The organism is Pseudomonas sp. PVC-5-1 (assembly GCF_057444345.1).
In genome coordinates, this window is the sequence record NZ_CM172024.1 from 169,813 (window position 1) to 196,462 (window position 26,650).

The window sequence follows — 26,650 nt, forward strand, 5'->3', positions numbered from 1 at the left end:
ATGTTCTACGTGCAACGCGATGCCGCTGGCCAGTTGCAGCGGGTCGAAGCAGCCGCTTTTGACCAGTTCACCGAAATGCTCCCCGCCGACCATGCCGATATTCAGGAATGGTTTGCCGATGACGTCGTGGAAAACAGCCTTAACCAGCTCAAGCAAAGCGATCTCGACATGATCCGCGTGCTCGAGGACTTGATCGATGTGCTGACCGCCAAGGGTGTGTTCAAGATCACAGACCTGCCCCCGGGTGCGCAGGCCAAGCTGCTCAACCGTTCGACAGCGCGCAAGGCGCTCAGCAGCCTGAACAACCTCATCGATGAGGAAGAGCAGGGAGGGTTGATCTGATTGCTTAGCGTCCCTGACAGTAGTGCTATGGTTATTCTTTAACGGTATTTAAATTAAAACTCTTATGACTTTATAGTCGCTTCCACTGCGTACCCGTCGACCAATCGATGCGCCGCACGACTTGAACCCACACGGGAAATCCCCGTGCGTTTCTGATCGTTGCGCGCCATTGAAGTCGCGCACTGCGTGGGAGTGAAAAATGTCAGCCGCCTCGAACGCCTTGTCGATCATCGACAGCGCACTGCCGCAACGCTTCGAAATCCGCCCTTTTTCCGGTGCTGTAGGTGCCGAGATCATCGGCCTGGACTTGGCCAGGCCGGTCAACGCTGTGGATTTTGCCCGTATCCATCGCGCCCACCTCGACCACCATGTGCTGGTGTTTCGCGACCAACGCATCAGCCCTGACCAGCAGATCGCCTTCAGCCGCCGTTTTGGTCCATTGCAGATCCATGTGCTCAAGCAGTTCCTGCTCGCCGGCCACCCCGAGATCCTGATCGTTTCCAACATCATCGAGAATGGCCAGAACATCGGCTTGGGTGATGCCGGCAAGTTCTGGCACTCGGACCTGTCGTACAAGGAACTGCCCAGCCTCGGTTCCATGCTGCATGCCCAGGAACTGCCCGGCGAGGGCGGCGATACTCTGTTCGCCGACATGCACAAGGCCTGGGACGCTGTACCCGCGGCCCTGCGCAAGGTGGTCGAGGGCCGCAGTGCCGCTCACTCCTACACCGCCCGTTACGCCGAGACCAAGTTCGAAGGCAACTGGCGCCCGACCCTGACCGCCGAGCAGCTGGCGCAGGTACAGGAAGTCATCCATCCGGTGGTGCGTACCCACCCGGAAAACGGCCGCAAGGCGCTGTTCGTCAGCGAAGGCTTCACCACCCGTATCGTCGGCCTGCCAAGTGACGAAAGCCGCGACGTGCTGCAACAGCTGTATGCCCTGAGCGTGCTGGAGCAGAACATCTATCGCCACCAGTGGCAGCCTCACGACCTGGTGTTCTGGGACAACCGCTCGCTGATCCACCTAGCCACTGGCTGCCCCGCACACCTGCGGCGCAAGCTGTATCGCACCACCATCCAGGGCGATGCCCCGTTCTGACGACTGAGGAAACTCATCATGCGTAAATCCATCAGCCGCCTGGCGGCAAGCATCGGCCTGGGCGCAAGCCTTGTCGTCGGCAGCCTGGCGGCCCCCGCCACGGCGCAAGCAGAAGGCAAGATTCGCATCGCCGAACAGTTCGGTATCGTCTACCTGCTGCTGAACGTAGTGCGTGACCAGCATCTGATCGAAAAATATGGCAAGGAGCAGGGCATCGACATCGAAGTCGATTGGGCCCAGCTGTCGGGTGGTTCGGCTATCAACGACGCACTGCTGTCCGGTTCGGTGGACATCGCCGGTGCCGGCGTCGGCCCGCTGTTGACCGTGTGGGACCGTACCAAGGGCCGACAGAACGTCAAGGCCGTGGCCTCGCTGGGCAACTTCCCGTACTACCTGGTCAGCAGCAACCCCAATGTGAAGACCATTGCCGACATCTCCGACAAGGACCGCATCGCCGTACCGGCGGTAGGCGTTTCGGTGCAGTCGCGCTTCCTGCAGTACGCCGCCGCCCAGCAATGGGGCGACAAGGAATACAACCGCCTCGACAAGTACACCCTGGCCGTGCCGCACCCGGATGCAACTGCCGCGCTGCTGGCCGGCGGCACCGAACTCAACGGGCACTTCTCCAACCCGCCGTTCCAGGACCAGGTACTGGCCAACAAGAACGTGCACGTGGTGCTCAACAGCTACGACCTGCTCGGCCCCAACTCGCCGACCTTGCTGTTCGCCACCGAAAAATTCCGCAAGGACAACCCCAAGACCTACAAGGCCTTCGTCGATGCGCTGGCCGAAGCTGCGGACTTCGCCCAGAAGGACAAGGCGGCCGCCGCCGACACCTACATCCGCGTGACCAAGGCCAAGATCGACCGCGACACGTTGATCAAGCTGATCGACAGCCCGCAGTACGAATTCACCGTCACGCCAAAGAACACCTACAAGCTGGCCGACTTCCTCTATCGGGTAGGCGCCATCAAGCACAAGCCGGAATCGTGGAAGGACTACTTCTTCCAGGATGAACGCCCGCTGCAGGGGAGCTGACCGATCATGACCGCCCCATTGCCAGGCCACACGGCCAGCAACCTGAGCCGTGTCGCAACGCCGCCTTTGCTCAAGGTGGATAACCTCAGCCTCGAATACCGCACCGCACAACGCGTGGTGCGGGCCACCCACCAGGTCAGCTTCGAAGTCGACCGTGCCGACCGTTTCGTGCTGCTCGGCCCCTCCGGCTGCGGCAAGTCCACCTTGCTCAAGGCCGTGGCCGGGTTCATCTCGCCCCAGGAGGGGCAGATTCTGCTGCAAGGTCAGCCAGTCAGTGGCCCAGGCCCCGACCGCATCGTGGTGTTCCAGGAGTTCGACCAGCTGCCGCCATGGAAGACGGTGAAACAGAACGTCATGTTCCCTCTGCTGGTGTCGGGCCAGCTGAAACGCGCCGAGGCCGAGGAGCGGGCACTGCACTACCTGGAAAAAGTCGGCCTGGCCGCCTTCGCCGATGCCTACCCACACACACTGTCGGGCGGTATGAAGGCCCGCGTGGCGATTGCCCGGGCCTTGGCCACGCAGCCGAAGATCCTGCTGATGGACGAACCGTTCGCGGCACTTGATGCGCTGACCCGGCGCAAGATGCAGGAAGAATTGCTGCTGCTTTGGGAGGAGGTGCGTTTTACCCTGCTGTTCGTTACCCACTCCATCGAAGAAGCACTGGTGGTCGGCAACCGCATCCTGCTGCTGTCGCCCCACCCGGGGCGGGTGCGGGCCGAAGTGCACAGCCACCAGTACGACTTGGGCAGCCTGGGTGGTAGCGACTTCCAGGCCAGTGCCCGGCGCATCCATCGTTTGCTGTTCGATGAGGCGGATGCCCCCGAACAGCCCGACGATCTTGGTTTCAACGATATCCGTATCGCCTACTGACAGGAGCTTCAGCCATGACCACTACACCTGTACGCCAGGAATACGAGGTGCAGCTGGAGCCTTTGCTCAGTGTGCCTGTGGAACGCAACCTGCCATTGGCTCAGCGCCTGTGGCAGCACGGCTGGTTGCGCAAGGCGGTCATCCTGCTGGTGATCGCCGTACTGTGGGAGGCCATTGCCCGCTACCAGGGCAACGATCTGCTGCTACCGACCTTCCTGCAGACGGCCACGGCGTTGTGGGACGGCATGGTCAGCGGTGAGTTGCCGGCCAAGGTTGGCGTGTCGCTGGTGATTCTGCTCAAGGGTTACCTGCTGGGGATCATCCTGGCCTTCGGCCTCACCAGCTTGGCGGTGTCGACCCAGCTTGGGCGCGATCTGCTGGGCACTCTGACTTCGATGTTCAACCCGTTGCCGGCGATTGCTCTGTTGCCGCTGGCTTTGCTGTGGTTCGGGCTGGGCGACAACAGCCTGATCTTCGTGCTGGTGCACTCGGTGCTCTGGGCGCTGGCGCTGAACACCTATGCGGGCTTTCTCGGCGTGTCGGAAACCCTGCGCATGGCCGGGCGCAATTACGGCCTGAAGGGGCTGCGGCTGGTGCTGCATATCCTTGTCCCTGCGGCGCTGCCGTCGATCCTGTCGGGGCTGAAGATCGGCTGGGCGTTCGCCTGGCGTACACTGATCGCTGCCGAGCTGGTGTTCGGGGCCAGCAGTGGCAAAGGCGGGTTGGGCTGGTACATCTTCCAGAACCGCAACGAGCTGTACACCGACAAGGTGTTTGCCGGGTTGGCGGTGGTGATCCTGATCGGCTTGCTGGTGGAAGGGCTGGTGTTCAATACCCTGGAGCGGTTGACCGTTCGCCGCTGGGGGATGCAGCGCTGACGCGCATGTGCTTGGTTGGCCCGATCGTCGGCTTGCCGGTGATCGGGCTGATGTTGTCGGCCCAAATGGCGTAGCTCTGAAACACTTTCAAATATTTTCAAGCCGACTTGTCGTATAACTTGTAAGAAAACTCCTAATTTAGCATCGATCTCCGCAGAACGATTGCGTTGGAGTTTTTCCGTGCCTAGCCTGTTCCGCTCAATTGTTTACAAGGAACAGTAACCATGGCTTTCGACGCTTATATTCAAATCGCGGAAATCGCTGGCGAAGCAAAGGACGAGCAGTACAGTAACTGGATCGAAATCCTCGGCTACACGTTCGGCAGCAGCCAAAGCGCCTCCGCCACCGCCAGTTCCGCAGGCGGCGCCACTTCCGGGCGTACCACCCTGAGCAACCTCACCTTCACCAAGTACCTGGACAACGCCAGTTGCAAACTGCTCGAAGCCAGTTGCGCCGGGCAGCACCTGAAAGAGGTGAGGCTGGTCGTTTGCCGCGCTGGCGGCGATAAACTCAAGTACTACGAAGTGGTGCTCGAAGAAGTGATCATCGCCGACTACGCACAAAGCGCGCATGCCGGCGTACCGACTGAAATAATTCAGCTCGACTACGGCCGTATCAAGACCACCTACACCCGGCAGCAGCGTGTCGATGGTAGTGCCGGCGGCAATGTGACCGGTGGCTGGGACCGGATTGCCAACAAGAAGTTTGCGTGAGGACCGACCATGTCCGAGGCACGCAGCTTTATAAATCCCAAGGCGCAGAATTACGCGACGCTGAAGAACGGTACACCGATGAACGCCAACCAGCAGGCCAAGTTCGATGTGCTCAATGGGCATATCGTCAACACCGTGGTCTTGGCCGGCGAACTGGTGATCGTCGGTGACCCCGATACTTCTTCCTGCACCAGCCATGAAGCCTTTCTCATGGGCAAGGCGGCTGGCATCCACCGCGACATCATGCTCAACGGGGGCGGTGTTGACGGTTTCATGCTGGATAACTTCGAGATGCTGCAAAGTCTACTGGGCCATGCATCGATGGGGGCAGGGGCAGCGAGCGATGGCTGGGCCAGGTATCTGGATGCAATCAAGAAGACGCTGGAACAGATCGAGCAACTGCACCGCGAGCATATGAGTGGTGGTGCGTTCAGGGCGCGGGAAGAGTTCTATGCCAAGCGTGTGGAGCTGTTCAGGACGTTGGACGAACAGTTGGGGAGGACCGCCGCTTACGGTTCTGGATTACGAAATCAAGGATCGATCAAGCGGATGCTGCAGCTTTCTACCAAGCGTTATCTGAGTACCGGGGAGATTTCCGGGTATGCAGAGAAGGTAACGGGAGTGGCGAAGGCTGCGAATCTGATCAAGAAAGGGGCCTACATTGGGGTTGCATTGGATGTGGCGGCGACAGGGTTGTCCATTCATAAGGCGTGCACCATTGGCCGAGAAGAAGAATGTAGAAAGGCCAAATATGTGGAGGGAAGTGGTTTGGTCGGAGGTTTGAGTGGAAGCACCGTAATGGGGGCTGTCGGAGGTGCCGCAGGTACCCTTGTATGCGCTGTAGTACTCGGAATACCTAGTGGAGGGGCCGGTGCATTAGCGTGCGCGGTGGTCGGTGGAGCCGTAGGTGGAAAGATTGGTGGTGAAAATGGTAAAGAGGGTGGTGAGTGGCTTGGGGAAATTCTCTACGAGAGCATTAAGCCATGAGCTCATTTGAGATGAATGTGGTTGCGATTTGTTTTTTCTTCTTGGGTATAGTCGCGCTTTTAGTGCAAATATATATCGCCATAAGATATCTTGATGAGATTGAAGGGCTGCTATGGAAAAGTGATTTTGTATCGGGGAATAGGAAACTTTATTTGCATGCGGGCATCCTCGGTAAAATTATGCGTATCTGTACCATATCAACACTTCTGAGCACGCCATACCTATTTGCTCGCAAGGGATTGGTTGACGAGGCGCAACTGCAGAACTTTCCGGCGCGTATGAAAAGACTGCTTATAGTAACGTGGTGCACAATGTGTATTTCTTCAGTCGCATTCCTCGCGCTCGGGTCTTTTTAAGAAAGTGTTTGGAGGAAGCGCGCAGGCTGCAGTGTGATGCGCGGTGCTCCATTGCACCTTGTCTGAAGAAGCTTGCCGAGATGATGGGAGCAACACTGTTGTTGGTTTGATCCGCTTGGGAGGCGAGTGTGTGGAAAGAGGATTGAATGAAACAGTTGAAGTAATAGGAATGTCTATATTGCTAGTCTGGATGATGATTGGCGTGAGCCTTATGATTTATTTGGCATGCAGATATCTCGATCTGATTGAGTCGGAGCTTTCAGGATGCAGTTATGTGCGTGATAATCAGCTAAATTTCTCATCGGCGGGATTTTTAGGAAGGTTGTTGCGCACCTGCCTAGCCGCAAACATGCTTATGATGCCTGGGATCTTTGTACGCAGAGGAGTCGCGGATGCTTCCGATATATCGCGATTCCCAAGGCGTATTAAAATTAAGATACTAATTTCTTGGGGAGGGTTAATGGCTTCTACCATTCTATTTTTTGTTTTGCACAATATTTTGAAGTTTTAAGTTTGTCCAGTTGAATTTGCTCTCAAAGAGTTCTTCGCTAGGGCGGGAAAGGGCTCTGCTGTTATAAGTGACTTGCATTTTAATTTCATGGTGTCCTCATGGATAGGGTTCGGGGTTTCAGAATGATAGCATTTGAGCCGGGTTTCGTTGTGCTGGTTGTCTTTGGCTTGATATCAATAACGATGGCTGTCCTTGTATATGTATCTTATAGGTACATCAATGTGATTGAGGCCTTGCTCGAAAGATCTCACTATGTAAGAGGCGTAAAGGAGAACTTTTCCCAGGCGGGCTTGCCGGGCAAAGTTCTGCGTACGTGCAATATTGCATGTTTGTTGACTCTACCGGGACCTTACCTGCGGCGCGGATTCGTGAATCCCGAGGAAATGAAGAGCTTTCCGAGAGCTATGAAGCGGGTTTTAGTCGGCCTATGGCTAGCATTGACCATCGAAGTGTTGGCCGTGCTGGGGCTTCGGGCTTGGTTTTTTTTCTTTGAGCCAGGAGCCGAGTGAAATAACACAGCCCATGACTTTGCGTATTGATGCTCAAACTCGATGTACATTCTGATACTGTGCAGCCGCTTCAACGAGTGTCCTGGCAATCTCCATGCGTAGCTGGCTGGGCTGCTCGATCACCACGCCTGCTCCCTGGCTCAGCACCCACCAGCGCAACCCCCAGCCATCTTCCACGGTGGCCCGCAGCCGATGGCCATGCTCCAGCGCTGTCAGCTGCATATCGACACTCAACGGCGCTTCGCGCAACTGTCGAGCCAGCAGGTCGCTGACCCAGGCCTGTAGCTCGACCCCTTCACCTTGCGCCGGCTGCAGCGAACCACCGCGCAGAAAACCCTGCAGATCGAAATTCCCACGCAACTCGCCAGCAACGTTCGCCGACCAGTGCCAGCCAAACGGAATGCTCTTGTCATTGCGCTCCAGCGGAAATATCAGCGACAGCTCATTGAGATCACGCTCGACAGTGCGTTTGCTGACGGTGAAGCCCACGTCACGCAGGCGCCAGACCAATTCGGCGCTGGTAATGCCAGGGGAACGGCTGGGCAGCTGGCGCAGCAGCGCCCACTGTCGGCTGAGGGTGGCGCGAGTGGTGGCGAACGGCAAAAGATAACGTCCTTGTCTAGGCTTGCCGCAATAGGATGGCGGCAGGCGTGGGTCATGGCAATTGGCCACAGCCTGCTCAGATCAAGGAAGTCGCATTTGGTTGCCTGGTGCCGAATCGTTCGCGACAGGTTTTGACGTTACGTCACGCAGAATCACGCCTCATCACAGCCGAAGGTTGGGGTTGTGTGTCGTTCAATGAGGATGAACATGTCTGCTGCCAGCAATATCCATTCGCTGCTTGCCCGCCTTTTGCCCGAGCGGGTCATTGCCCCACCGGCCGCTGTCGGGAGGCGACAGCGACTGTTTGCCGGGATAGGGTTGCCCAGCCAGCGCTCGCTGCTGGTCAGTCGCCTGGACGAAGCCAGCGACTTGCAGACGGTTTACGTCGACCTGCGCCGCCAGGCCTTGCAAGGCAATGTGACGGCGCTCAACGACCTTGGCTGGATCTGGCTCAACGGCAAATATTGGCGTGCTGACACCGTGTTGGCCGGCCACCTGTTGCGCATGGCGGCCCTGCAAGGCAATGCCGCGGCGTGGTTCAACCTTGGGCAGCAACATTACTTCGGCAAAGGTATCGAACCCTCTTATCTACAGGCGGCGGAGTGCTACCGGCAGGCTTTCGAGCGGGGCATGCTGCATGCCGCTGCTGCGCTGGGTGACCTGTACGAGGAAGAAGTGTGCGATGGCAGCCTGCAGTGGCAGGTAGATCTTGTACAGGCCTACCAGTGGTTCCTGCGCGGGGCCGAGCAGGGCGAGGCACGCTGCCGTTTCGAGGTGGGCTACCGGTTGATGCACGGGCTGTACGTGGAGGCTGATCTCAAGGCCGCACTGTACTGGCTGGAACTGGCGGCAGCTGCGGGGGTGGTGCAGGCGGCCGAAGAGCTGGCGGTACACTTCAGCAGCCGTGACGAGGGCCGCTACCAGGAGTGGCGTGACCGGGCGGTGCAGATGGGCAGTACATTGGCCTTGACCATGAAGCTGGAAGACCAGATACAGCCCTGAATTTGCTGCTGCTTGTCCGGGCCCTTTCGCGGGCTCGCCCGCTCCCACAGGAATTGCACAAACTTCAGGTCCTGTGAGGTCCCTGTGGGAGCGGGCAAGCCCGCGAAAGGGCCTGTAAGACAAAAGCATGAACAACATTTCACCCAGGCTATCCGTCACCCCCGGTTGACGAAAGGGGGAGGCACAGGCGTATATTGATAGTTAGCAAACTATGAATATCCTTGGTTTCTGTCATGTCCCTTGATCTCCTGCGCCTGCAAGTCAGCAGTGGCATGGTGGTTGCTGCCCGCCATTGGCGGCGCATCTGCCATACCGCCCTGACCGGTTACGGCATTTCCGAGGCCTGCGCCGCGCCGTTGCTGATGATCGTGCGCCTGGGTGACGGCGTGCATCAGGTGGCCGTGGCCCAGGCCGCCGGCCTGGAAAGCCCGTCGCTGGTGCGCCTGCTCGACCAACTATGCAAGGCTGGCCTGGTATGCCGCAGCGAAGACCCGCTGGACCGCCGCGCCAAGGCCCTGAGCCTGACCGCCGAAGGCCGCACCCTGGCCGAGTCCATCGAAGCCGAACTGGTGCGCCTGCGCCGCGAGGTGCTGCATGGCATCGACCAGGCCGACCTGGAAGCCGCCTTGCGCGTGCTGCGTGCCTTCGAAGCCGCCGGCCTGGGCAACACAGGCGGGGCAGCATGAACGGTTTCTTCAGCTCGGTGCCCCCGGCCCGCGACTGGTTCTATGGCGTGCGTACCTTTGCCGCCTCCATGATCGCCCTGTACATCGCCCTGCTCATGCAGTTGCCGCGCCCCTATTGGGCCATGGCCACGGTGTACATCGTCTCCAGCCCGTTCCTTGGCCCCACCAGCTCCAAGGCCCTGTACCGTGCCGTGGGCACGCTGCTCGGCGCCGGCGGGGCGATTTTCCTGGTACCACCGCTGGTGCAGTCACCGTTGCTGCTGAGCATCGCCATCGCCCTGTGGACCGGCACCTTGCTGTTCCTTTCGCTGAACCTGCGCACCGCCAACAACTACGTGCTGATGCTGGCCGGCTACACCTTGCCGATGATTGCCCTGGCGGTGGTCGACAACCCGCTTGCTGTGTTCGATGTGGCGTCTTCCCGCGCCCAGGAAATCTGCCTGGGGATCGTCTGCGCGGCGGTGGTCGGAGCGATCTTCTGGCCACGCCGGCTGGCGCCGGTTGTAGTCGGTGCCACTGGTAGCTGGTTCACCGAGGCGATCCGCTATAGCGACACCTACCTGGCCCGCCAAGCCAGCGCAGACCAGGTTGGCGGCATGCGCGGGGCGATGGTTGCCACCTTCAACTCGCTGGAGCTGATGATCGGCCAGCTCGGCCATGAAGGTGCCGGTCCGCACACCCTGAAGAATGCCCGCGAGTTGCGCGGGCGCATGATCCACCTGCTGCCCGTGATCGATGCCCTCGACGACGCCCTGGTCGCCCTCGAAGGCCGCGCCCCGGCACAGTTCGCCCAGTTGCAACCGTTGCTCGATGCCGCCCGCGAATGGCTCAAGGGCACCGTCGACAGCGCCTCGGTCGCCCGCTGGACCGCCCTGCACGAACAGATCGAGCGCCTGCAGCCGGGCGCCGCTGCCCTCGACCAGCGCGCCGAACTGCTACTGTCCAACGCTCTGTACCGCCTGACCGAATGGGCCGACCTGTGGCAGGACTGCTGCAGCCTGCAACATGCCCTGCGCAGCGACGATTCCAAACCCTGGCGCGCGGTGTACCGCCACTGGCGCCTGGGCCGCCTGACGGCGTTCTTCGACCGTGGCCTGATGCTGTATTCGGTGGCCTCAACCGTGCTGGCGATCGTTGTAGCCTGCGGCCTGTGGATTGGCCTGGGCTGGAACGACGGCGCCAGCGCAGTGATCCTCGCCGCCGTGTCATGCAGCTTCTTCGCCGCCATGGACGACCCGGCGCCGCAGATCTACAGGTTCTTCTTCTGGACGCTGATGTCGGTCATCTTCTCCAGCCTGTACCTGTTCCTGGTGCTGCCCAACCTGCACGACTTCCCGATGCTGGTGCTGGCTTTCGCCGTGCCATTCATCTGCGTTGGCACCCTGACCGTGCAGCCGCGCTTCTACCTGGGTACCTTGCTGACCATCGTCAACACCTCGACCTTCATCAGCATCCAGGGTGCCTACGATGCTGATTTCTTCACCTTCCTCAATTCCAACCTGGCCGGTCCCGTGGGGCTGCTGTTCGCCTTCATCTGGACCTTGGTGATGCGCCCGTTCGGCGTGGAGCTGGCAGCCAAGCGCATGACCCGCTTCGCCTGGCGCGACATCGTCGAAATGACCGAGCCGGCCACCCTGGCCGAGCACCGCCAGGTCGGCGTGCAGATGCTCGACCGCCTGATGCAGCACCTGCCGCGCTTGTCGCAAACCGGGCAGGACAGCGGCGTGGCACTGCGCGACCTGCGCGTGGGGTTGAACCTGCTCGACCTGCTGGCCTATATGCCGCGTGCCGGGCAGCAGGCTCGCGAGCGCCTGAACACAGTGGTCGAGGAAGTCGGCGCGCACTACGCCGCCTGCCTGCGTGCCGGCGAGCGACTGCACGCCCCGGCTGCGCTGCTGCGCAACATGGAGCGCGCGCGCCTGGCGCTGAACCTGGATGAACTGTACGAGCGCGGCGATGCCCGTACCCACCTGCTGCACGCGCTGAGCGGCCTGCGCCTGGCGCTGCTGCCGGGCGTGGAGGTGATGCTCGAACCAGCCGAACAACCGCAACTGCCCCCCGGCCTCGACGGAGCGCCCCTGTGATTGGTGAACTGGATATCAGCGGGGTATTCCTGCCCACGCTGCTGGTGATGATGTTTGGCACCTACCTGCTGTTCCTCGGGGTGCACGCGGTGCTGGTGCGCCTGCATTTCTACCGTCTGGTCTGGCACCGGGCGTTGTTCAACGTTGCTCTGTATGCCGTGCTGCTTGGTGCGGTGGACCACTTTTGCCGAAACCTGATGCTGCCATGAAAAAACCTTTGCTGACCCTGGGCCGTGTGGTCCTGACCTTGCTGGTAGTGACCTTCGCCGCCGTGCTCGTGTGGCAGATGGTGGTGTACTACATGTTCGCCCCCTGGACTCGCGACGGCCACATCCGCGCCGACGTGATCCAGATTGCCCCGGACGTGTCCGGGCTGATCCAGAAGGTCGAGGTGCGTGACAACCAGACCGTCAACCGCGGCGATGTGCTGTTCACCATCGATCAGGACCGTTTCACCCTGGCCCTGCGCCAGGCCAAGGCGACCCTGGGCGAGCGCCAGGAAACCCTGGCCCAGGCCACCCGCGAAGCGCAGCGCAACCGCAAGCTGGGCAATCTGGTGGCCGCCGAGCAGCTGGAAGAAAGCCAGTCCCGCGAGGCCCGTGCCCGCTCTGCCGTCAGCGAGGCGCAGGTGGCCGTCGATACCGCCCAGCTAAACCTCGACCGCTCGGTGGTGCGCAGCCCGGTGGACGGTTACCTGAACGACCGAGCACCGCGTAATCACGAATTCGTCACCGCCGGCCGCCCGGTGCTGTCAGTCGTCGACAGCGCCTCGTACCACGTCGATGGCTACTTCGAGGAAACCAAGCTTGGCGGTATCCACATCGGCGATGCCGTGGACATTCGCGTCATGGGCGACAACACCCGCCTGAGTGGCCATGTGCAGAGCTTTGCCGCCGGCATCGAAGACCGCGACCGCAGCAGTGGCGCCAACCTGTTGCCCAACGTCAACCCCGCATTCAGCTGGGTGCGCCTGGCCCAGCGTATTCCGGTGCGCATCGCCTTTGATGAAGTGCCGCAAGACTTCCGCATGATTGCCGGGCGAACCGCCACGGTGTCGATCATCGAGGGCCAGCGCCCATGAAACAGCTGATCCTGGCGGGCCTGTGCCTGTCGTTGGGGGCCTGCATGATGGTCGGCCCCGACTATGAGGTGCCGAAGGACGCGGCGGTGCAACGCAGCGACCTCAACGGCCCGCTGCGCCAGGATGCCGACAGCGTGGTATCGGCACCGGTGCCTGAGGACTGGTGGCAGCTGTATCAGGATCAACGGCTGAACGAGCTGGTGCGCCAGGCCCTGAGTGCCAACACCGACCTGCGCGTGGCTGCCGCCAACATTGCCAAGGCGCGCGCCCAGGTCGAAGTGGCTGAGTCGCAAGGTGGCTTCAACGGCGGCGTCAAACTTGGCGCCCAGCGCCTGCAGGAATCGGGCGAGGCCTTCCTGCTGCCAGAGAAAGTGCCGGTGGCCAACATCGGCGAAGCCATCATCAGTGCCTCGTACCAGTTCGACCTGTGGGGTACTTTCAAGCGTGGCACCGAGGCGGCCAAGGCCAATGCCGACGCAGTGCAGGCCGCCGCCGATACCGCCCGCATCACCTTGGTGGCGGATGTGGTCAAGGCCTACACTCAGGTGTGCTCGGCCAACGAGGAATACCACATTGCCCGCGAGTCGCTCGACCTGCAGGAGCAGAGCGTGAAGCTTAACCAGCGCCTGCGTGATGCCGGGCGTGGCGACGAAACCCAGGTCACCCGCTCGCAGACCCAGTTCAAATCCTTGCGTGCCGAACTGCCACGCTTCAAGGCGGAGCGCGAGACCGGCATGTACACACTGGCTGCCTTGTTGGCAAAACCGGTTGATCAGCTGCCTGCCGGCACTGCCGATTGTGCCGAGCTGCCGCACCTGAACCAGCTGGTGCCGGTGGGCGATGGCGCGGCGTTGCTCAAGCGCCGTCCAGACGTGCGCCAGGCCGAACGGCAGCTGGCCGCTGCCACTGCCTACATCGGCGTGGCCACCGGCGCCCTGTACCCCGACATCAGCATCGGCGCCCAGGTTGGCACCATCGGTATCCTTGAGAACCTTGGCGAGCCGGCGACCAACCGCTGGGGCTTTGGCCCGCAGATCAGCTGGACCATCCCCACCAACGGCACCCGCGCCCGCATTCGCATGGCCGAAGCCTCGACCCAGGCAGCCCTGGCGAATTTTGATGGGGTAGTGCTGAACGCCATTCGCGAGACCCAGACCCGCCTGGCGCAGTACAGCGCCCTGCTGGACCGGCGTGACGCGCTGGCCGAGGCGGAGAAGTCGGCCAAGGAGGCGGCGGACCAGACGCACCGGTATTACCAGGCGGGGCGTGAATCGTTCCTGGCCGACCTGCAGGCGACGCGTACCTATACCGACATGCGCGCGCAGCTGGCAGCGGCCAATAGCCAAGTGGCTCAGGGGCAGATTGGTGTGTTCCTGGCGTTGGGTGGGGGGTGGAAGGGCACCGCCAAGCCTTGAGGCCCAATCGCCGGCAAGCCAGCTCCCACAGGTACTCCACCGCTTTTGGGGCCTGTGGTAGCCGGCTTGTACATGCCGCGAAGTTGGTGCGTACCCTGTGGGAGCTGGCTTGCCGGCGATCGAGGGCAAAGCCCTCGCCTAGGTTCTAGAGCTGTAAGACATTTCCGAACCAGAAACCAAATGCTTCAGTTCGGACGCCCTGTCGAATTATCCTACAGCACCTGTCGGAAGGTGCTGTCTTGGCTGGAAAGTGTTCCCGGAATACTGTCGCGGGGTCGCCTCGCAAGGCGATCGGGCGTGAGACACCCGGATTTCATTCGGTAGCACCGCTTTATGGCGGTCGTGTGCGGACAGGCTTCGGCCTGGCCGGGGTTACCGTATGTCCCGTGTCTCACACCGTACACGACTGCCACCTAACTTCGTGAGACAAGGAGGAGAGCAGTTCAATCCCCCATACGGAGTTCCTCCATGAACAAGCTCGTCCCCGATCCACCAGTTACCGATCTGCTTCTGCTCGACCCTCCCGCGCTCTCACTAATCGATCCACTCAGCCCCAAAGACTGCGAAGTGCTGATCAGCGCCATCACCCTGACCATCGACCACACCACCACAGTCCTGCTCGACAACCCTCCCGGCGACATGCGCAATGCCATGGGCATGAATATTCGATTGCTCTGCCGCCTGATCAATGCCGTGTGCGACCGCACCCATGCAACCCGCCACGATCAAGGAGCGACTCGATGAGCAATGACCCCAGAGACTCTGCAACCGCAGGAGTGGAAACCTTCGACTTGTTCCGCCTGCAGCCAAATGTGCCGTTCAGCCATGCTTTCTCGCAGCTTTCTGTGCTGCTGGGCTGTATTCGCCACCTGACCACCGAAGCGGAAATGGAAAACGACCGCATTGCCGGTAGCGCTGCGCGGATACTAAGCGAGATGGCCAAGGCCTTGATCGATGATATGGAGCGGGGGATGAACAAGGTTCTTCAATAGCCCTAAAGACCCCGGGGCCGCTGTGCGGCCCATCGCCGGCAAACCAGCTCCCACACCTGTACGCCACTGCTATCGAGTCCTGTGACTTACCTGTGTGGCTTACCGGCGATGAGGCCCAGACAGGTCAGCGCCTGCCACAGGCCTGATGTGTACCCTGTGGGAGCTGGTTTGCCGGCGATGAGGCCCAGGCAGGTCAGCGCCTGCCACAGGCCTGATGTGTACCCTGTGGGAGCTGGCTTGCCGGCGATAGGGCCCTGACAGGCAAAAGGCAAAGCCCCATCAAAGCCAAATTGCATCCCAATGCGGATAATCCCCCACCCTCGCGACCAATCCTGCCCGCTTCGGATTCATGACGATGTACCGCGCCATCGCCTGCACATCCTCCTCCCGGCGCAATGCCCGGTCATGAAATCCCTTCTGCCAGAGCTGGCCGCTTCGCCCTTGATACCTGTTGATCATCATGGTGCTGCGAGATTTCACCCTGCGCATCAAGCGCTTCAGGCTGCCCGGTCCAAGCTCGACCAGCCAATGAAAATGATCTGGCATCACCACCCAGGCCAGCGATCTGACGGCACCTTCCTCTTCAGCCTGGCGCAACTCGGCAACCAGCAAGCGGGCCAAGTGAAAGTCATTGAATATTGGGGCCCGGTCGAGGGTTGTGCTGGTAAGCAGATACAATCGACTGGTTTCCGAAAAACGGCCAAGCCGTAACTGGTCTGAGTGGGGACGATCCATGTTCCCTGTCTCCTGATGGTTTGCTCCTCAGGCTAGTGGCTATGGATCTGCGAATAACCAATCAATTGGTACCCGGTGTTTCCAGTGACATCGGCGCAACCTTTATCGCCGGCAAGCCAGCTCCCACCTCGACCTCATCTCCCTCAAGCCATGTGCAATACCTGTGGGAGTCTGGCTTGCCAGCGATGAGGCCCGAACCGGCAACACAAGACAGAATCTCCCACAGGTTCAGCGCATTCCCCCTCTTCATCTGATTTGTAGCAAGATTTTTCATGAAATCCGCCCAGCACCCTTGAGTGAAGCAAAGTGGAAGTGAACAATGTTCTCTTTCGCATTCCCTTCGAGACTGGCCATGAAAACCCGTTCCCGTCTGCTTGCCTAGCTGCCGGTTATTTTGCTCGGCCCGGTGCTGGCGCTGTGCAGCACCCTAGCGCTGGCCGAAGCCCCCGCCGAAGCCCCCGCCGAGGCCACCAAGGCCCTGCACCTGCTGGACTACATTGGCGCCGACTACCCGCCCACCGTGCAAGACGGCAAGGTGATCGACGATGGTGAATACCGCGAGCAGCAGGAGTTCAGCGCGGTATTGGCCGACTTGGTCAAAGGCCTGCCTGCGCATGCTGAACAAGCAGCCTTGGAGCAGGGCGTCCAGGCGCTGCGCCAGGCCATCGACCAGCGCCAGGACGGCCCGGCTGTTGCCAGGCAGGCCCGCCAGCTGGGCGCACGCCTGGCGGTGGCCTACGAGGTCAGCCAGGCTCCAGTGATTACCCCGGAGCCGGCCCGCGGCGCTTCGCTGTATGCGCAAAACTGCTCGATCTGCCACGGCGACACTGGCGCTGGCGACGGCCCGGCCGGCGTGGGCCTGGAGCCTGCACCCGCCAACCTGCGCGATGTTTCGCGCCTCGACCAGTTGAGCCTGTTCGACCTCTACAACACCCTGGCCCTGGGCATCGATGGCACCGAGATGCCTTCGTTTGCCGACCAGCTGGACGACCGCCAGCGTTGGGATGTGGCTGCCTACATCGCCAGCTTCACCGCCAAGCCAGAAGCCGGCAAAGGCGACAAGACCTGGAACATCGCCGACCTGGCCCGCCAGACGCCGGCCGAAGTCGCCGCCAGCGAAGGTGCCACGGCCGTGGAGGCGTTCCGCGCCCAGCGCGCCCAGCCGCCACAGGTCAAGCGAGGCCCTGCGCAATTGCTCGAATACACCGCGAGCACCTTGGACAAGAGCCTGGCGGCCTACCGCGCAGGTGATCACGACCAGGCCTATGACCTGTCAGTGGCGGCCTACCTGGAAGGCTTCGAGCTGGTGGAAAGCTCGCTGGACAACATCGACACCCAGGCGCGCAAGGACACCGAAAAATCGCTGATGGCCTACCGTCAGTCGCTGCAGGACGGCTTGCCCGTGGCCCAGGCCGAGCAACGCCTGAGCGAAGCCAAGGCCAAGCTCGAGCAGGCTTCCAAACTGCTGGGCAGCGATGGCCTGAGCTGGTCGCTGAGCTTTGTATCCGGCTTGCTGATCCTGCTGCGCGAAGGCCTGGAGGCGATTCTGGTGCTGGCGGCGATCCTGGCCTTCCTGCGCAATACCGGCCAGCAGTCGGCGGTGCGCAGCGTCAACATCGGCTGGGGCCTGGCGCTGGTGGCTGGTTTCGCAACCTGGGCGCTGGCAGCCTACGTGATCGACGTCGGTGGCGCCCAGCGCGAACTGCTGGAAGGCTGCACGGCGCTTTTCGCCGCGGTGATGGTGCTGTGGCTTGGCGTGTGGATGCACGATCGCCGCCATGCCGCCGCCTGGCAGGACTACATCAAGAGCAGCCTGGTCAGTGGTGGCGGACGGTTCGGTTTTGCCGTGCTGGCGTTCTTCTCGGTTTACCGCGAACTGTTCGAAGTGATCCTGTTCTACGAAACCCTGTGGCTGCAGGCCGGCCCAGCCGGGCACCAGGCGGTGCTGGCGGGTGGCGCCACGGCGCTGGTGCTGCTGGTGGGGTTGGCCTGGGTGATCCTGCGTGGCTCGGCCAAGCTGCCGCTGTCGCTGTTCTTCAGCATCAACGCCGCGCTGCTATGTGCCTTGTCGGTGGTGTTCGCCGGGCATGGCGTGAAGGCGCTGCAAGAGGCCGGGGTACTTGGCACGCGGCCGGTGGCGTTCTTCGAGTTCGACTGGCTGGGGATTCACGCTGACGCCTACTCGCTTTCGGCGCAGGCGCTGGCCTTGCTGGCCATCGTGTTCCTGTACGGGCGCTCGCGCCTGGCGGAAAGGCGCAGGGCAGCGGCCAACTGATTGGGGCCGCGCTGCGGCCCATCGCCGGCAAGCCAGCTCCCACCCTGACCGCATCGGCTTCAAGCCATTTGCAGTACCTGTGGGAGCCGGCTTGCCGGCGATGGGCTGCAAGGCAGCCCCTGGCATTATCAGTTCAGGCCGGCTGTGGCGCCTTGAGAATGTTCTGCAGCAACTGGACGCTTTCGACAGCGTCATGACCCAGGCTGGTCAGGTAGCCGCCATCAGGTTGATCGGTCAGCCCCTTTTCATGCAGGCGTTGCGCGGCGGCCACCAGGACGGGGGAAGCGTTCTTGTGAATCTTGATGCCTTCCTGGCTGCTGTCGTGCTTGAACAGCGAAAGGACTTCCAGTTCAGCGATCAGATCGGGGGTAAAAGGCATGGCGACTCCTGACTTCCAGACAAGGATGACGGCACCGTTCTACGGTGCCTGATCTTCGAGTGTAGCCGGGTTATTCGTCCTCGCCTTGATCCATCTCAGGCGGCAGCTCCGGCAGCGCGCGCAGGGCGTTCTCGTACCACTCGCGGTCGAACTCGCGGTCTTCCACCAGCATGTTGTCAATTTCGAAGGCCAGTACATGGGCCATCAGGTTGAGAATGTCTTCGCGCTCGTAACCGACCAGGGTCAGTTTGTTGAACGTGGCTTTCGCCGCCGCCGGGTCGCCGCTTTCGATCTGGTTCTCGATGGCCTGGGTCAGCGTTGCCTCGGCGAAGGCTTCGTCGTCGTCATTGTCGATGTCGGTGGGCTCGCTCATGGCGGTACTCCTGTGATGGGATGCACAGTGTGCCACGCCTGTGGCGGCAATGCCCGGGCATTGACGGGGCGCATGACGCTAGTCAGGAGCGGGCGTACGGTCTATAAAAGCCGGGCCAACCCCTTACGGCCTGGAGGCTGTTACCTCATGCTCAAGCTTCATGGATTTTCGGTCAGCAACTACTACAACATGGTCAAGCTGGCCCTGCTGGAAAAAGGCCTGCCCTTCGAGGAAGTCACCTTCTATGGCGGCCAGGCGCCACAGGCGCTGGAAGTGAGCCCGCGAGGCAAGGTGCCGGTGCTGCAGACCGAACACGGCTTCCTCAGCGAAACCAGCGTGATCCTCGACTATATCGAGCAGACCCAGGGCGGCAAGGCGCTGCTGCCGGCCGACCCGTTCGGGCAGGCCAAGGTGCGCGAGCTGCTCAAGGAAATCGAGCTGTACATCGAACTGCCGGCGCGTACCTGCTATGCCGAGTCTTTCTTTGGTATGCAGGTCGAGCCGCTGATAAAGGAAAAAGCCCGTGCCGACCTGCTGGCCGGTTTTGCCACGCTCAAGCGCAACGGCCGCTTCGCACCCTATGTGGCGGGTGAGCAACTGACCCTGGCAGACCTGATGTTCTGCTTCTCGGTCGACCTGGCCTGTGCGGTGGGCAAGAAGGTGCTGAACATCGACTTCCTGGCGGACTTCCCGCAGGCCAAGGCGTTGCTGCAGCTGATGGGCGACAACCCGCACATGGCGCGGATCGTGGCGGACAAGGAGGCGGCGATGCCGGCCTTCATGGAGATGATTCGCAGCGGCAAACGCTAAAAGCTGGGGCTGCTTTGCAGCCCATCGCCGGCAAGCCAGCTCCCACAGTTACAGCGCTTACCTTGAGGGTAACGCTATACCTGTGGGAGCTGGCTTGCCGGCGATCGAGGGCAAAGCCCTCGCCTTGAGGCCTTAACGCGAAGCCAGCAGCGCCTTGCCGCGGGCGACGGCCGCACGCACCTGCGCCGGTGCGGTACCACCAATGTGGTTACGGGCATTCACCGAGCCTTCCAGGGTCAGTACGGCAAACACATCCTGCTCGATCTGGTCGCTGAACTGGCGCAGTTCGTCCAGGCTCATTTCGGCCAGGTCCTTGCCGGTGTCCACGCCATACTTCACCGCGTGACCCACGATCTCGTGGCAGTCACGGAACGGCAGGCCACGGCGTACCAGGTAGTCGGCCAGGTCGGTGGCAGTGGAGAAACCGCGCAGAGCCGCTTCACGCATGATGGCGTGCTTGGGCTTGATTGCCGGGATCATGTCGGCAAAGGCACGCAGCGAGTCGCGCAGGGTGTCGGCGGCGTCGAACAGCGGTTCCTTGTCTTCCTGGTTGTCCTTGTTGTAGGCCAGCGGCTGGCCTTTCATCAGGGTCAGCAGGCCGGTCAGGGCGCCGAACACACGGCCGCTCTTGCCACGTACCAGTTCCGGCACGTCCGGGTTCTTTTTCTGCGGCATGATGGAGCTGCCGGTGCAGAAGCGGTCTGGCAGGTCGATGAACTGGAACTGCGCGCTGGTCCACAGCACCAGCTCTTCGGAGAAGCGCGACAGGTGCATCATCGCCACGCTGGCGGCGGCGCAGAATTCGATGGCGAAGTCGCGGTCCGACACGCCGTCCAGCGAGTTGCCGGCCACGGCTTCGAAGCCCAGCAGCTTGCAGGTGAGTTCACGGTCGATCGGGTAGGTGGTGCCTGCCAGCGCGGCGCTGCCCAGGGGCATGCGGTTAGCACGCTTGCGGCAGTCGACCAGGCGCTCGTAGTCACGGCTGAGCATTTCGAACCAGGCCAGCAGGTGGTGGCCGAAGGTGACCGGCTGGGCCGTCTGCAGGTGGGTGAAGCCGGGCATGATGGTTTCGGCTTCACGCTCGGCCTGCTCCAGCAGGCCCTGCTGCAGGCGAGTAATCTCGGCCAGGATCAGGTCGATTTCGTCGCGCAGCCACAGGCGAATGTCGGTGGCCACCTGGTCGTTGCGGCTACGGCCGGTGTGCAGCTTCTTGCCGGTGATGCCGATACGGTCGGTCAGGCGTGCCTCGATGTTCATGTGCACGTCTTCGAGATCGACGCGCCAGTCGAAGGTGCCGGCTTCGATTTCACCCTGGATGGTCTTCAGGCCATCGATGATGGTGTCGCGCTCGGCATCGCTGAGCACGCCGACCTGCGCCAGCATGGTGGCATGGGCGATCGAACCCATGATGTCGTGGCGGTACAGGCGCTTGTCGAAATCGACCGAGGCGGTGAAACGGGCGACGAAGGCGTCGACGGGTTCACTGAAGCGGCCGCCCCAGGACTGATTGGTCTTGTCGGTGCTCATGGATTCACTCATTGCAGGCGTGAACGAAAAAGTGGCGCCGATGATAGCAGGGTTTGGGCCGGCCGCCGCAGAGCGCTGGTCGACAGAATTGCGCGGAAAACGATAGAGAAGGATTTGCAGGAATGAACGGCAGTGTTCCACGGACCGTCTACAGTTGGACAGGAGGACTGGCAGTGAATCTGCCGGCCGAGTGAATCTTTGGCCTTCGCACCGGTCTAGAGCGTGACCTTAGTGTCGCTCGAACCATACCTGTCTACGCTATACCTGTGCGAGACTCATTCAGGAATCCAGCGCAATTATGAATGTCCTGATCGTTGATGACGAACCCCAAGGCCGTGAGCGCCTTAGCCGGCTGCTCGGCGAACTGGAGGGTTACACCGTGCTGGAGCCTAGCGCCACCAACGGCGAGGAGGCCTTGGCGCTGATCGAAAGCCTTAAGCCCGATGTGGTCCTGCTGGACATCGGCATGCCAGGCCTGGATGGCCTGCAGGTTGCTGCTCGCTTGTGCGAGCGCGAGGCGCCTCCGGCGGTGGTGTTTTGCACCGGGGACGATGAATACGGTGCCGAGGCTTTCAAGGACAGTACCCTCAGCCATGTGACCAAACCTTTCCAGGCCCAGGCCTTGCGCGATGCCCTGCGCAAGGCCGAAAAGCCCAACCGCGCCCAGTTGGCGGCGCTCACCAGGCCGGCCAACGAAGGCGGCGGCCCGCGTAGCCACATCAGTGCCCGCACGCGCAAAGGCATCGAGCTGATCCCTTTGCCCCAGGTCATCTATTTCATTGCCGACCACAAGTACGTGACCTTGCGCCACGAGGCCGGGGAAGTGTTGCTCGACGAGCCGCTCAAGGCCCTGGAAGACGAGTTTGGCGAACGCTTCGTGCGTATCCACCGCAATGCCCTGGTCGCCCGTGAGCGTATCGAACGCCTGCAGCGCACGCCGCTGGGGCATTTCCAGCTATACCTGAAAGGCCTGGACGGTGACGCCCTGACCGTCAGCCGGCGCCATGTGGCCGGTGTGCGCAAGATGATGCAAACCCTCTGAGCCTGTACCGGCCCAATCGCCGGCAAGCCAGCTCCCACAGGTATAGTGTCAGCCTTGAGCCTTGCACGGCTGAGGGAGCTGGCTTGCCGGCGATTGGGCGGTACAGGTAAGCACAGGATCCTGATCCACATCTGCTAGCGATACCGGCGATGCTGTTATCATCGACAGCATTTCTCTGGATCGGGGCGTTCCATGTCCACTCGCGAAATCCGCATTGCCACCCGTAAAAGTGCCTTGGCCCTGTGGCAGGCCGAATACGTCAAAGCCCGCCTCGAGCAGGCCCACCCCGGTCTGCTGGTGACCCTGGTGCCCATGGTCAGCCGTGGCGACAAGCTGCTCGACGCGCCGCTGGCAAAGATCGGTGGCAAGGGCCTGTTCGTCAAGGAACTGGAAACCGCCCTGCTGGACAACGAAGCCGACATCGCCGTGCATTCGATGAAGGACGTGCCCATGGACTTCCCCGAAGGCCTGGGCCTGTACTGCATCTGCGAGCGCGAAGACCCGCGCGATGCCTTCGTTTCCAATACCTTTGACAGCCTCGATGCGCTGCCTGCCGGCAGCATCGTCGGTACCTCCAGCCTGCGTCGCCAGGCCCAGTTGCTGGCGCGTCGCCCGGACCTGCAGATCCGCTTCCTGCGCGGCAACGTCAACACCCGCCTGGCCAAGCTGGATGCCGGTGAGTACGACGCCATCATCCTCGCCGCCGCCGGTTTGATCCGCCTGGGCTTCGAAGACCGCATCACCTCCACCATCAGCGTCGATGACAGCCTGCCGGCTGGCGGCCAGGGCGCGGTGGGCATCGAATGCCGCAGCGCCGACCGGGAAATCCACACGCTGCTGGCGCCGCTGCATCATGCCGATACCGCCGACCGGGTGGTGGCCGAGCGCGCCCTGAACAAACGCCTGAATGGCGGCTGCCAGGTACCGATTGCCTGCTATGCGGTACTGGAAGGTGACCAGCTGTGGCTGCGTGGCCTGGTCGGCCAGCCCAGCGGCGGTACCCTGCTGGTGGCCGATGCCCGCGCACCACGTACTGCCGCCGAAACCCTGGGCGTGCAGGTGGCCGAGGACCTGCTGGGGCAGGGCGCCGAGGCCATCCTCAAGGAAGTCTACGGCGAGGCCGGCCACCCGTGAGTTCGTGGCGCCTGTTGCTGACCCGGCCTGCCGAGGACTGTGCGGCACTGGCGCAAAGCCTGGCAGCGGCGGGGGTAGCCAGCAGCTGCCTGCCGCTGCTGGCAATCGAGCCCGTCGCTGTGGACAACCAGCAACGCCTGTTGCTGGAAGGCCTGCAGGGCTTCCAGGCGATCATCGTGGTCAGCAAGCCGGCAGCCCGTTTGTTGCTTGAGCAATTGGCCGAGGCCGGCCTGCGGCCACCCATGCAAGGTTGGTTCACCGTGGGCGAGGCGACCGCCGCCGTGCTTCAGGGTGCAGGCCTGGCGGTGAGCGTCCCGCCACGCGGCGATGACAGCGAAGCGTTGCTGGCGCTGCCAGCCCTGCGCCAGGCAGTTGCCGTGCCGGCACCGCGGATCTTGATCGTTCGTGGTGTGGGAGGTCGCGAACTGCTGGCAGAGCGTCTTGCAGAGCAAGGTGCTAGTGTCGATTATCTGGAACTGTATCGTCGCTGCCTGCCGGCTTACCCGGCGGGCACCCTGATGCGCCGCATCGAAGCGGAACGCCTCAATGGCCTGGTGGTCAGCAGTGGGCAGGGTTTTGAACACTTGCAGCAGATGGCCGGCGCCGATTGGCCGCAGCTGGCGCGTCTGCCGCTGTTCGTGCCCAGCCCTCGGGTTGCCGATCAGGCCAGGGCCGCCGGGGCCCAACAGGTTGTGGATTGCCGTGGCGCCAGTGCCACGGCCTTGCTGGCAGCCGTGCAGCGCAGCGCTGCACCTGCCTCTTAAGGCGCTAAGCTGAACGCGATGCGCCCCCATGCAAAGGATGGATACGTGAGCGAGACTGTCTTGTCCAATAACGATCAGCCGTCGGCACAGGCGCCGGCGGAACCCGTCACCACCCCACCTGCCAAGCGCTCCGGCAGTGGCCTGGCAACGCTGGCCCTGCTGTTGGGCGCGGCCGGGGTGGCGGTAGGTGGCTGGGGTGTCTGGCAGGTGCGTCAACTGCAAGGCAGCGAATTCAACCAGGGTCAGCACATCGAGGCGCTGAACCAGCGCGCCGAGGCCCTGCAGCAGCGTGAGCAGCAGATCAGCGCGCAACTGGCCAGCCTGCCGGCGGCCAGCGAGCTGGAAGACCGCCGCCGCCTGGTGGCACAGTTGCAGGGCGACCAGCAACGTCTCAGCCAGCGCCTGGAAACCATACTGGGCGAAAGCCGCAAGGAATGGCGCCTGGCCGAGGCCGAGCACCTGCTGCGCCTGGCCACCCTGCGCCTGTCGGCGCTGCAGGACATCACCAGTGCCAAGGCCTTGGTCGAGGGGGCGGACGAGATCCTGCGCGAGCAGAGCGATCCGGGTGCCTTCGCCGCCCGTGAGCAATTGGCGCGCAGCCTGGCCACGCTCAACAGCACTCAGCAACCGGACCGTACCGGCCTGTTCCTGAAACTCGCCGCTCAGCGCGAGCTGGTGCAGCAACTCAGCGCCCAGTCGCCAGAGTTCGACACCAATGCCGATGCCCTGGGCGCGCTCACCGCCGATGGTGATGGCGCCAGTCGCCTGTCCCAATGGTGGGCCGAAATCTCCAAGTACTTCCAGATCGACTTCAACGCCGATGACAACGTGCGTCCGCTGCTGGCCGGGCAGCAACTGAACCAGCTGCGCCTGGCCCTGAGCCTGACCATCGAACAGGCCCAGTGGGCAGCGCTCAATGGCGATAGCAAGGTCTACACCCAGGCGCTGGACGACGCCCGCAGCGTGCTGCTGGCCAACTTCAACGCCGACAACCCGCAAAGCAAGGCCATGCTTGACAGCCTCAATGCCTTGGCCGAACAGCCGGTGTCGGTGGTTACCCCTGACCTCAGCGAAAGTCTGGCTGCAGTGCAGGCCTATATCCAGCGCCGCCACCTGCCGGCCGATGCTGAAGGGGGCAAGCCATGAAGCGTGTCTACCTGCTGGCCGTGCTGGCGATCGTGGTCGCCGCGGCGCTAGGTATCGCGGTCGCCAAGCACAGCGGTTACGTGCTGATCTCCTATGGCAGCTTCCGCTACCAGTCGGGGCTGTGGGCGGCCCTGGCCGGCTTGCTGGTTGTGGTGCTGTTGCTGTGGCTGGTGCGCTACCTGGTCGGCCTGGTGCTGACTTCCAGTGGCGTGGTCAACCCGTGGTCGCGGCGTAATCGCAGCCGGCGTGTTCGTCTGGCCATCGAGCAGGGCCAGCTGGACCTCGCCGAGGGCCGTTGGGCCAGTGCCCAGCGCCATCTGCACCGTGCCGCCGAGGCCGAGCGCCAGCCGTTGCTTTATTACCTCGGTGCCGCGCGTGCCGCCAATGAGCAAGGCCGAACCGAAGACAGCGACAACCTGCTGGAACGTGCTCTGGAGCGCCAGCCGCAAGCGGAGCTGGCTATTGCCCTGACCCATGCGCAATTGCAGATGGACCGTGGCGAAAGCGACGGCGCGCTGGAAACCCTGCTGGCCATGCAGGAGCGCCACCCGCACAACGGCCAGGTGCTGCGCCTACTGCAGCGGCTGCACCTGGAACGCGGCGACTGGTCTGCCCTGATCCGCCTGCTGCCTGACCTGCGCAAGGGCAAGGTGCTGCCGGCCGCCGAGCTGGCTGCCCTGGAGCAACGTGCCTGGGGCCAGAACCTGAGCCTGGCCACCACCCGTGGCGAGGATGCGCAAAGCGCCCGTCAGGCTCTGGAGCGCGCCTGGCAGCAACTGACTGCTGCCCAGCGCCAGGAGCCACAACTGGTGCTGGCCTATGCCGAGCAATTGCGTCAGGTGGGCGCCCAGAGCGAAGCGGAACAAGTGCTTCGCACCGCCCTCAAGCGTGAATACGAAAGCCATCTGGCACGCCTGTACGGCCTGGTGCGCGGCGATGACCCGGCGCGCCAGCTGCAAACAGCCGAAGGTTGGCTCAAGGCCCACCCGCAAGATGCCAGCCTGCTGCTTACCCTGGGCCGTCTGAGCCTGCAGAACCGCCTGTGGGGCAAGGCGCGCGACTACCTGGAAAGCAGCCTGCGCATGGAGCGCAACCCCGAGGCTTGTGCCGAGCTGGCGCGCCTGCTCGCCGGCCTTGGCGAGACCGAGCGCAGCAACCAGCTGTTCCAAGAGGGCCTCGGCCTGCTGGACGAGCGCCTGCTGGCCCTGCCTTTGCCCGAAGGCGTACGCGCCTGACCTACCCCAGGGCCCGCGCAAAGGTGCGGGCTTCGGGGGCGGGTAACTTTTCTCTCTGTGTAAG

General features: G+C 62.3%; 28 protein-coding genes. 23 read left to right on the forward strand and 5 right to left on the reverse strand.

Translation table 11 applies throughout. The features are described from left to right. The 8 genes from AC2T3R_RS00675 (at position 1) to AC2T3R_RS00710 (ending at position 6,794) form a co-directional block, all read left to right on the forward strand. Complete coding sequence (locus tag AC2T3R_RS00675; protein ID WP_015268518.1) at positions 1-342, forward strand: hypothetical protein; 342 nt, start codon at positions 1-3, stop codon at positions 340-342. 199 nt (positions 343-541) lie between these two features. After that, the gene (locus tag AC2T3R_RS00680) at positions 542-1,441 is read left to right on the forward strand and encodes a TauD/TfdA dioxygenase family protein (RefSeq protein WP_015268519.1); all 900 of its coding nucleotides are present in this window, start codon (positions 542-544) and stop codon (positions 1,439-1,441) included. An 18-nt stretch (positions 1,442-1,459) separates the two neighbouring features. After that, positions 1,460-2,479 (forward strand): ABC transporter substrate-binding protein, encoded by a 1,020-nt coding sequence (locus AC2T3R_RS00685; protein WP_410953488.1) that lies wholly within the window; start codon positions 1,460-1,462, stop codon positions 2,477-2,479. A gap of 6 nt (positions 2,480-2,485) precedes the next feature. Beyond that, a complete protein-coding gene (locus tag AC2T3R_RS00690; protein WP_085591750.1) occupies positions 2,486-3,349 on the forward strand; it encodes an ABC transporter ATP-binding protein in 864 nt (287 codons plus the stop codon). Between the two features lie 14 nt (positions 3,350-3,363). Continuing rightward, positions 3,364-4,227, forward strand: a complete 864-nt coding sequence (locus tag AC2T3R_RS00695) for an ABC transporter permease (protein WP_015268522.1) — start codon at positions 3,364-3,366, stop codon at positions 4,225-4,227. Between the two features lie 224 nt (positions 4,228-4,451). Beyond that, the gene (locus AC2T3R_RS00700; RefSeq protein WP_367245013.1) at positions 4,452-4,940 is read left to right on the forward strand and encodes an Hcp family type VI secretion system effector; all 489 of its coding nucleotides are present in this window, start codon (positions 4,452-4,454) and stop codon (positions 4,938-4,940) included. Between the two features lie 9 nt (positions 4,941-4,949). Then, positions 4,950-5,927: a hypothetical protein gene (locus tag AC2T3R_RS00705; RefSeq protein ID WP_410953486.1), complete on the forward strand. Its 978-nt coding sequence runs from the start codon at positions 4,950-4,952 to the stop codon at positions 5,925-5,927. A gap of 414 nt (positions 5,928-6,341) precedes the next feature. Then, a complete protein-coding gene (locus AC2T3R_RS00710) occupies positions 6,342-6,794 on the forward strand; it encodes a hypothetical protein (RefSeq protein ID WP_486744488.1) in 453 nt (150 codons plus the stop codon). A 542-nt stretch (positions 6,795-7,336) separates the two neighbouring features. Here AC2T3R_RS00710 and AC2T3R_RS00715 read toward each other — a convergent pair. Then, the gene (locus AC2T3R_RS00715) at positions 7,337-7,906 is read right to left on the reverse strand and encodes a WCX domain-containing protein (protein ID WP_486744489.1); all 570 of its coding nucleotides are present in this window, start codon (positions 7,904-7,906) and stop codon (positions 7,337-7,339) included. A gap of 207 nt (positions 7,907-8,113) precedes the next feature. Here AC2T3R_RS00715 and AC2T3R_RS00720 point away from each other — a divergent pair, with 207 nt between their 5' ends. From AC2T3R_RS00720 to AC2T3R_RS00755, 8 genes are all read left to right on the forward strand, one after another. Beyond that, a complete protein-coding gene (locus AC2T3R_RS00720; RefSeq protein WP_410953485.1) occupies positions 8,114-8,908 on the forward strand; it encodes a tetratricopeptide repeat protein in 795 nt (264 codons plus the stop codon). A gap of 233 nt (positions 8,909-9,141) precedes the next feature. Next, positions 9,142-9,594, forward strand: a complete 453-nt coding sequence (locus tag AC2T3R_RS00725; RefSeq protein ID WP_025337266.1) for a MarR family winged helix-turn-helix transcriptional regulator — start codon at positions 9,142-9,144, stop codon at positions 9,592-9,594. After that, the gene (locus tag AC2T3R_RS00730; RefSeq protein WP_025337267.1) at positions 9,591-11,678 is read left to right on the forward strand and encodes an FUSC family protein; all 2,088 of its coding nucleotides are present in this window, start codon (positions 9,591-9,593) and stop codon (positions 11,676-11,678) included. Before AC2T3R_RS00725 ends, AC2T3R_RS00730 begins: the two co-directional genes overlap by 4 nt. Then, the gene (locus AC2T3R_RS00735) at positions 11,675-11,887 is read left to right on the forward strand and encodes a DUF1656 domain-containing protein (protein ID WP_003255905.1); all 213 of its coding nucleotides are present in this window, start codon (positions 11,675-11,677) and stop codon (positions 11,885-11,887) included. Before AC2T3R_RS00730 ends, AC2T3R_RS00735 begins: the two co-directional genes overlap by 4 nt. Beyond that, the gene (locus AC2T3R_RS00740) at positions 11,884-12,759 is read left to right on the forward strand and encodes an efflux RND transporter periplasmic adaptor subunit (RefSeq protein ID WP_410953484.1); all 876 of its coding nucleotides are present in this window, start codon (positions 11,884-11,886) and stop codon (positions 12,757-12,759) included. The genes AC2T3R_RS00735 and AC2T3R_RS00740 overlap by 4 nt, the downstream gene beginning before the upstream one ends. Beyond that, on the forward strand, positions 12,756-14,174 hold the full coding sequence (locus AC2T3R_RS00745) for an efflux transporter outer membrane subunit (RefSeq protein ID WP_015268531.1): 1,419 nt from the start codon (positions 12,756-12,758) through the stop codon (positions 14,172-14,174). Before AC2T3R_RS00740 ends, AC2T3R_RS00745 begins: the two co-directional genes overlap by 4 nt. Before the next feature lie 468 nt (positions 14,175-14,642). Then, positions 14,643-14,918 (forward strand): hypothetical protein, encoded by a 276-nt coding sequence (locus AC2T3R_RS00750; protein WP_075044274.1) that lies wholly within the window; start codon positions 14,643-14,645, stop codon positions 14,916-14,918. Then, on the forward strand, positions 14,915-15,166 hold the full coding sequence (locus tag AC2T3R_RS00755; RefSeq protein ID WP_025337270.1) for a DUF3077 domain-containing protein: 252 nt from the start codon (positions 14,915-14,917) through the stop codon (positions 15,164-15,166). The genes AC2T3R_RS00750 and AC2T3R_RS00755 overlap by 4 nt, the downstream gene beginning before the upstream one ends. A gap of 279 nt (positions 15,167-15,445) precedes the next feature. Here the strand turns inward: AC2T3R_RS00755 and AC2T3R_RS00760 are convergent, their stop codons facing one another. Beyond that, entirely contained in the window at positions 15,446-15,901 is a 456-nt protein-coding gene (locus tag AC2T3R_RS00760) for an REP-associated tyrosine transposase (RefSeq protein WP_486744490.1), read from the reverse strand. Between the two features lie 382 nt (positions 15,902-16,283). Between AC2T3R_RS00760 and AC2T3R_RS00765 the strand changes: the two genes are divergently transcribed. Continuing rightward, positions 16,284-18,176: an FTR1 family protein gene (locus tag AC2T3R_RS00765; protein WP_486745260.1), complete on the forward strand. Its 1,893-nt coding sequence runs from the start codon at positions 16,284-16,286 to the stop codon at positions 18,174-18,176. A gap of 133 nt (positions 18,177-18,309) precedes the next feature. Here AC2T3R_RS00765 and AC2T3R_RS00770 read toward each other — a convergent pair whose 3' ends face one another. Together AC2T3R_RS00770 and AC2T3R_RS00775 are read right to left on the reverse strand one after the other, a co-directional pair. Next, positions 18,310-18,555: a TIGR02647 family protein gene (locus AC2T3R_RS00770; RefSeq protein WP_486744491.1), complete on the reverse strand. Its 246-nt coding sequence runs from the start codon at positions 18,553-18,555 to the stop codon at positions 18,310-18,312. Positions 18,556-18,625: 70 nt separating this feature from the next. Then, a complete protein-coding gene (locus AC2T3R_RS00775; RefSeq protein WP_085591763.1) occupies positions 18,626-18,928 on the reverse strand; it encodes a hypothetical protein in 303 nt (100 codons plus the stop codon). 147 nt (positions 18,929-19,075) lie between these two features. Here AC2T3R_RS00775 and AC2T3R_RS00780 point away from each other — a divergent pair, with 147 nt between their 5' ends. After that, complete coding sequence (locus AC2T3R_RS00780) at positions 19,076-19,738, forward strand: glutathione S-transferase (protein ID WP_025337273.1); 663 nt, start codon at positions 19,076-19,078, stop codon at positions 19,736-19,738. A 132-nt stretch (positions 19,739-19,870) separates the two neighbouring features. Here AC2T3R_RS00780 and argH read toward each other — a convergent pair whose 3' ends face one another. Continuing rightward, positions 19,871-21,265, reverse strand: a complete 1,395-nt coding sequence (argH, locus tag AC2T3R_RS00785) for an argininosuccinate lyase (RefSeq protein ID WP_025337274.1) — start codon at positions 21,263-21,265, stop codon at positions 19,871-19,873. A gap of 298 nt (positions 21,266-21,563) precedes the next feature. Here argH and AC2T3R_RS00790 point away from each other — a divergent pair, with 298 nt between their 5' ends. The 5 genes from AC2T3R_RS00790 (at position 21,564) to AC2T3R_RS00810 (ending at position 26,586) form a co-directional block, all read left to right on the forward strand. Further along, positions 21,564-22,307, forward strand: a complete 744-nt coding sequence (locus AC2T3R_RS00790; RefSeq protein ID WP_015268539.1) for a LytR/AlgR family response regulator transcription factor — start codon at positions 21,564-21,566, stop codon at positions 22,305-22,307. Between the two features lie 192 nt (positions 22,308-22,499). Next, entirely contained in the window at positions 22,500-23,441 is a 942-nt protein-coding gene (gene hemC, locus AC2T3R_RS00795; RefSeq protein WP_486744492.1) for a hydroxymethylbilane synthase, read from the forward strand. Next, entirely contained in the window at positions 23,438-24,205 is a 768-nt protein-coding gene (locus AC2T3R_RS00800; protein ID WP_410953480.1) for a uroporphyrinogen-III synthase, read from the forward strand. The genes hemC and AC2T3R_RS00800 overlap by 4 nt, the downstream gene beginning before the upstream one ends. Positions 24,206-24,250: 45 nt before the next feature. Further along, positions 24,251-25,351: a uroporphyrinogen-III C-methyltransferase gene (locus AC2T3R_RS00805; protein ID WP_015268542.1), complete on the forward strand. Its 1,101-nt coding sequence runs from the start codon at positions 24,251-24,253 to the stop codon at positions 25,349-25,351. Next, positions 25,348-26,586 (forward strand): heme biosynthesis protein HemY, encoded by a 1,239-nt coding sequence (locus AC2T3R_RS00810; protein WP_015268543.1) that lies wholly within the window; start codon positions 25,348-25,350, stop codon positions 26,584-26,586. The genes AC2T3R_RS00805 and AC2T3R_RS00810 overlap by 4 nt, the downstream gene beginning before the upstream one ends. Positions 26,587-26,650 lie beyond the last annotated feature (64 nt).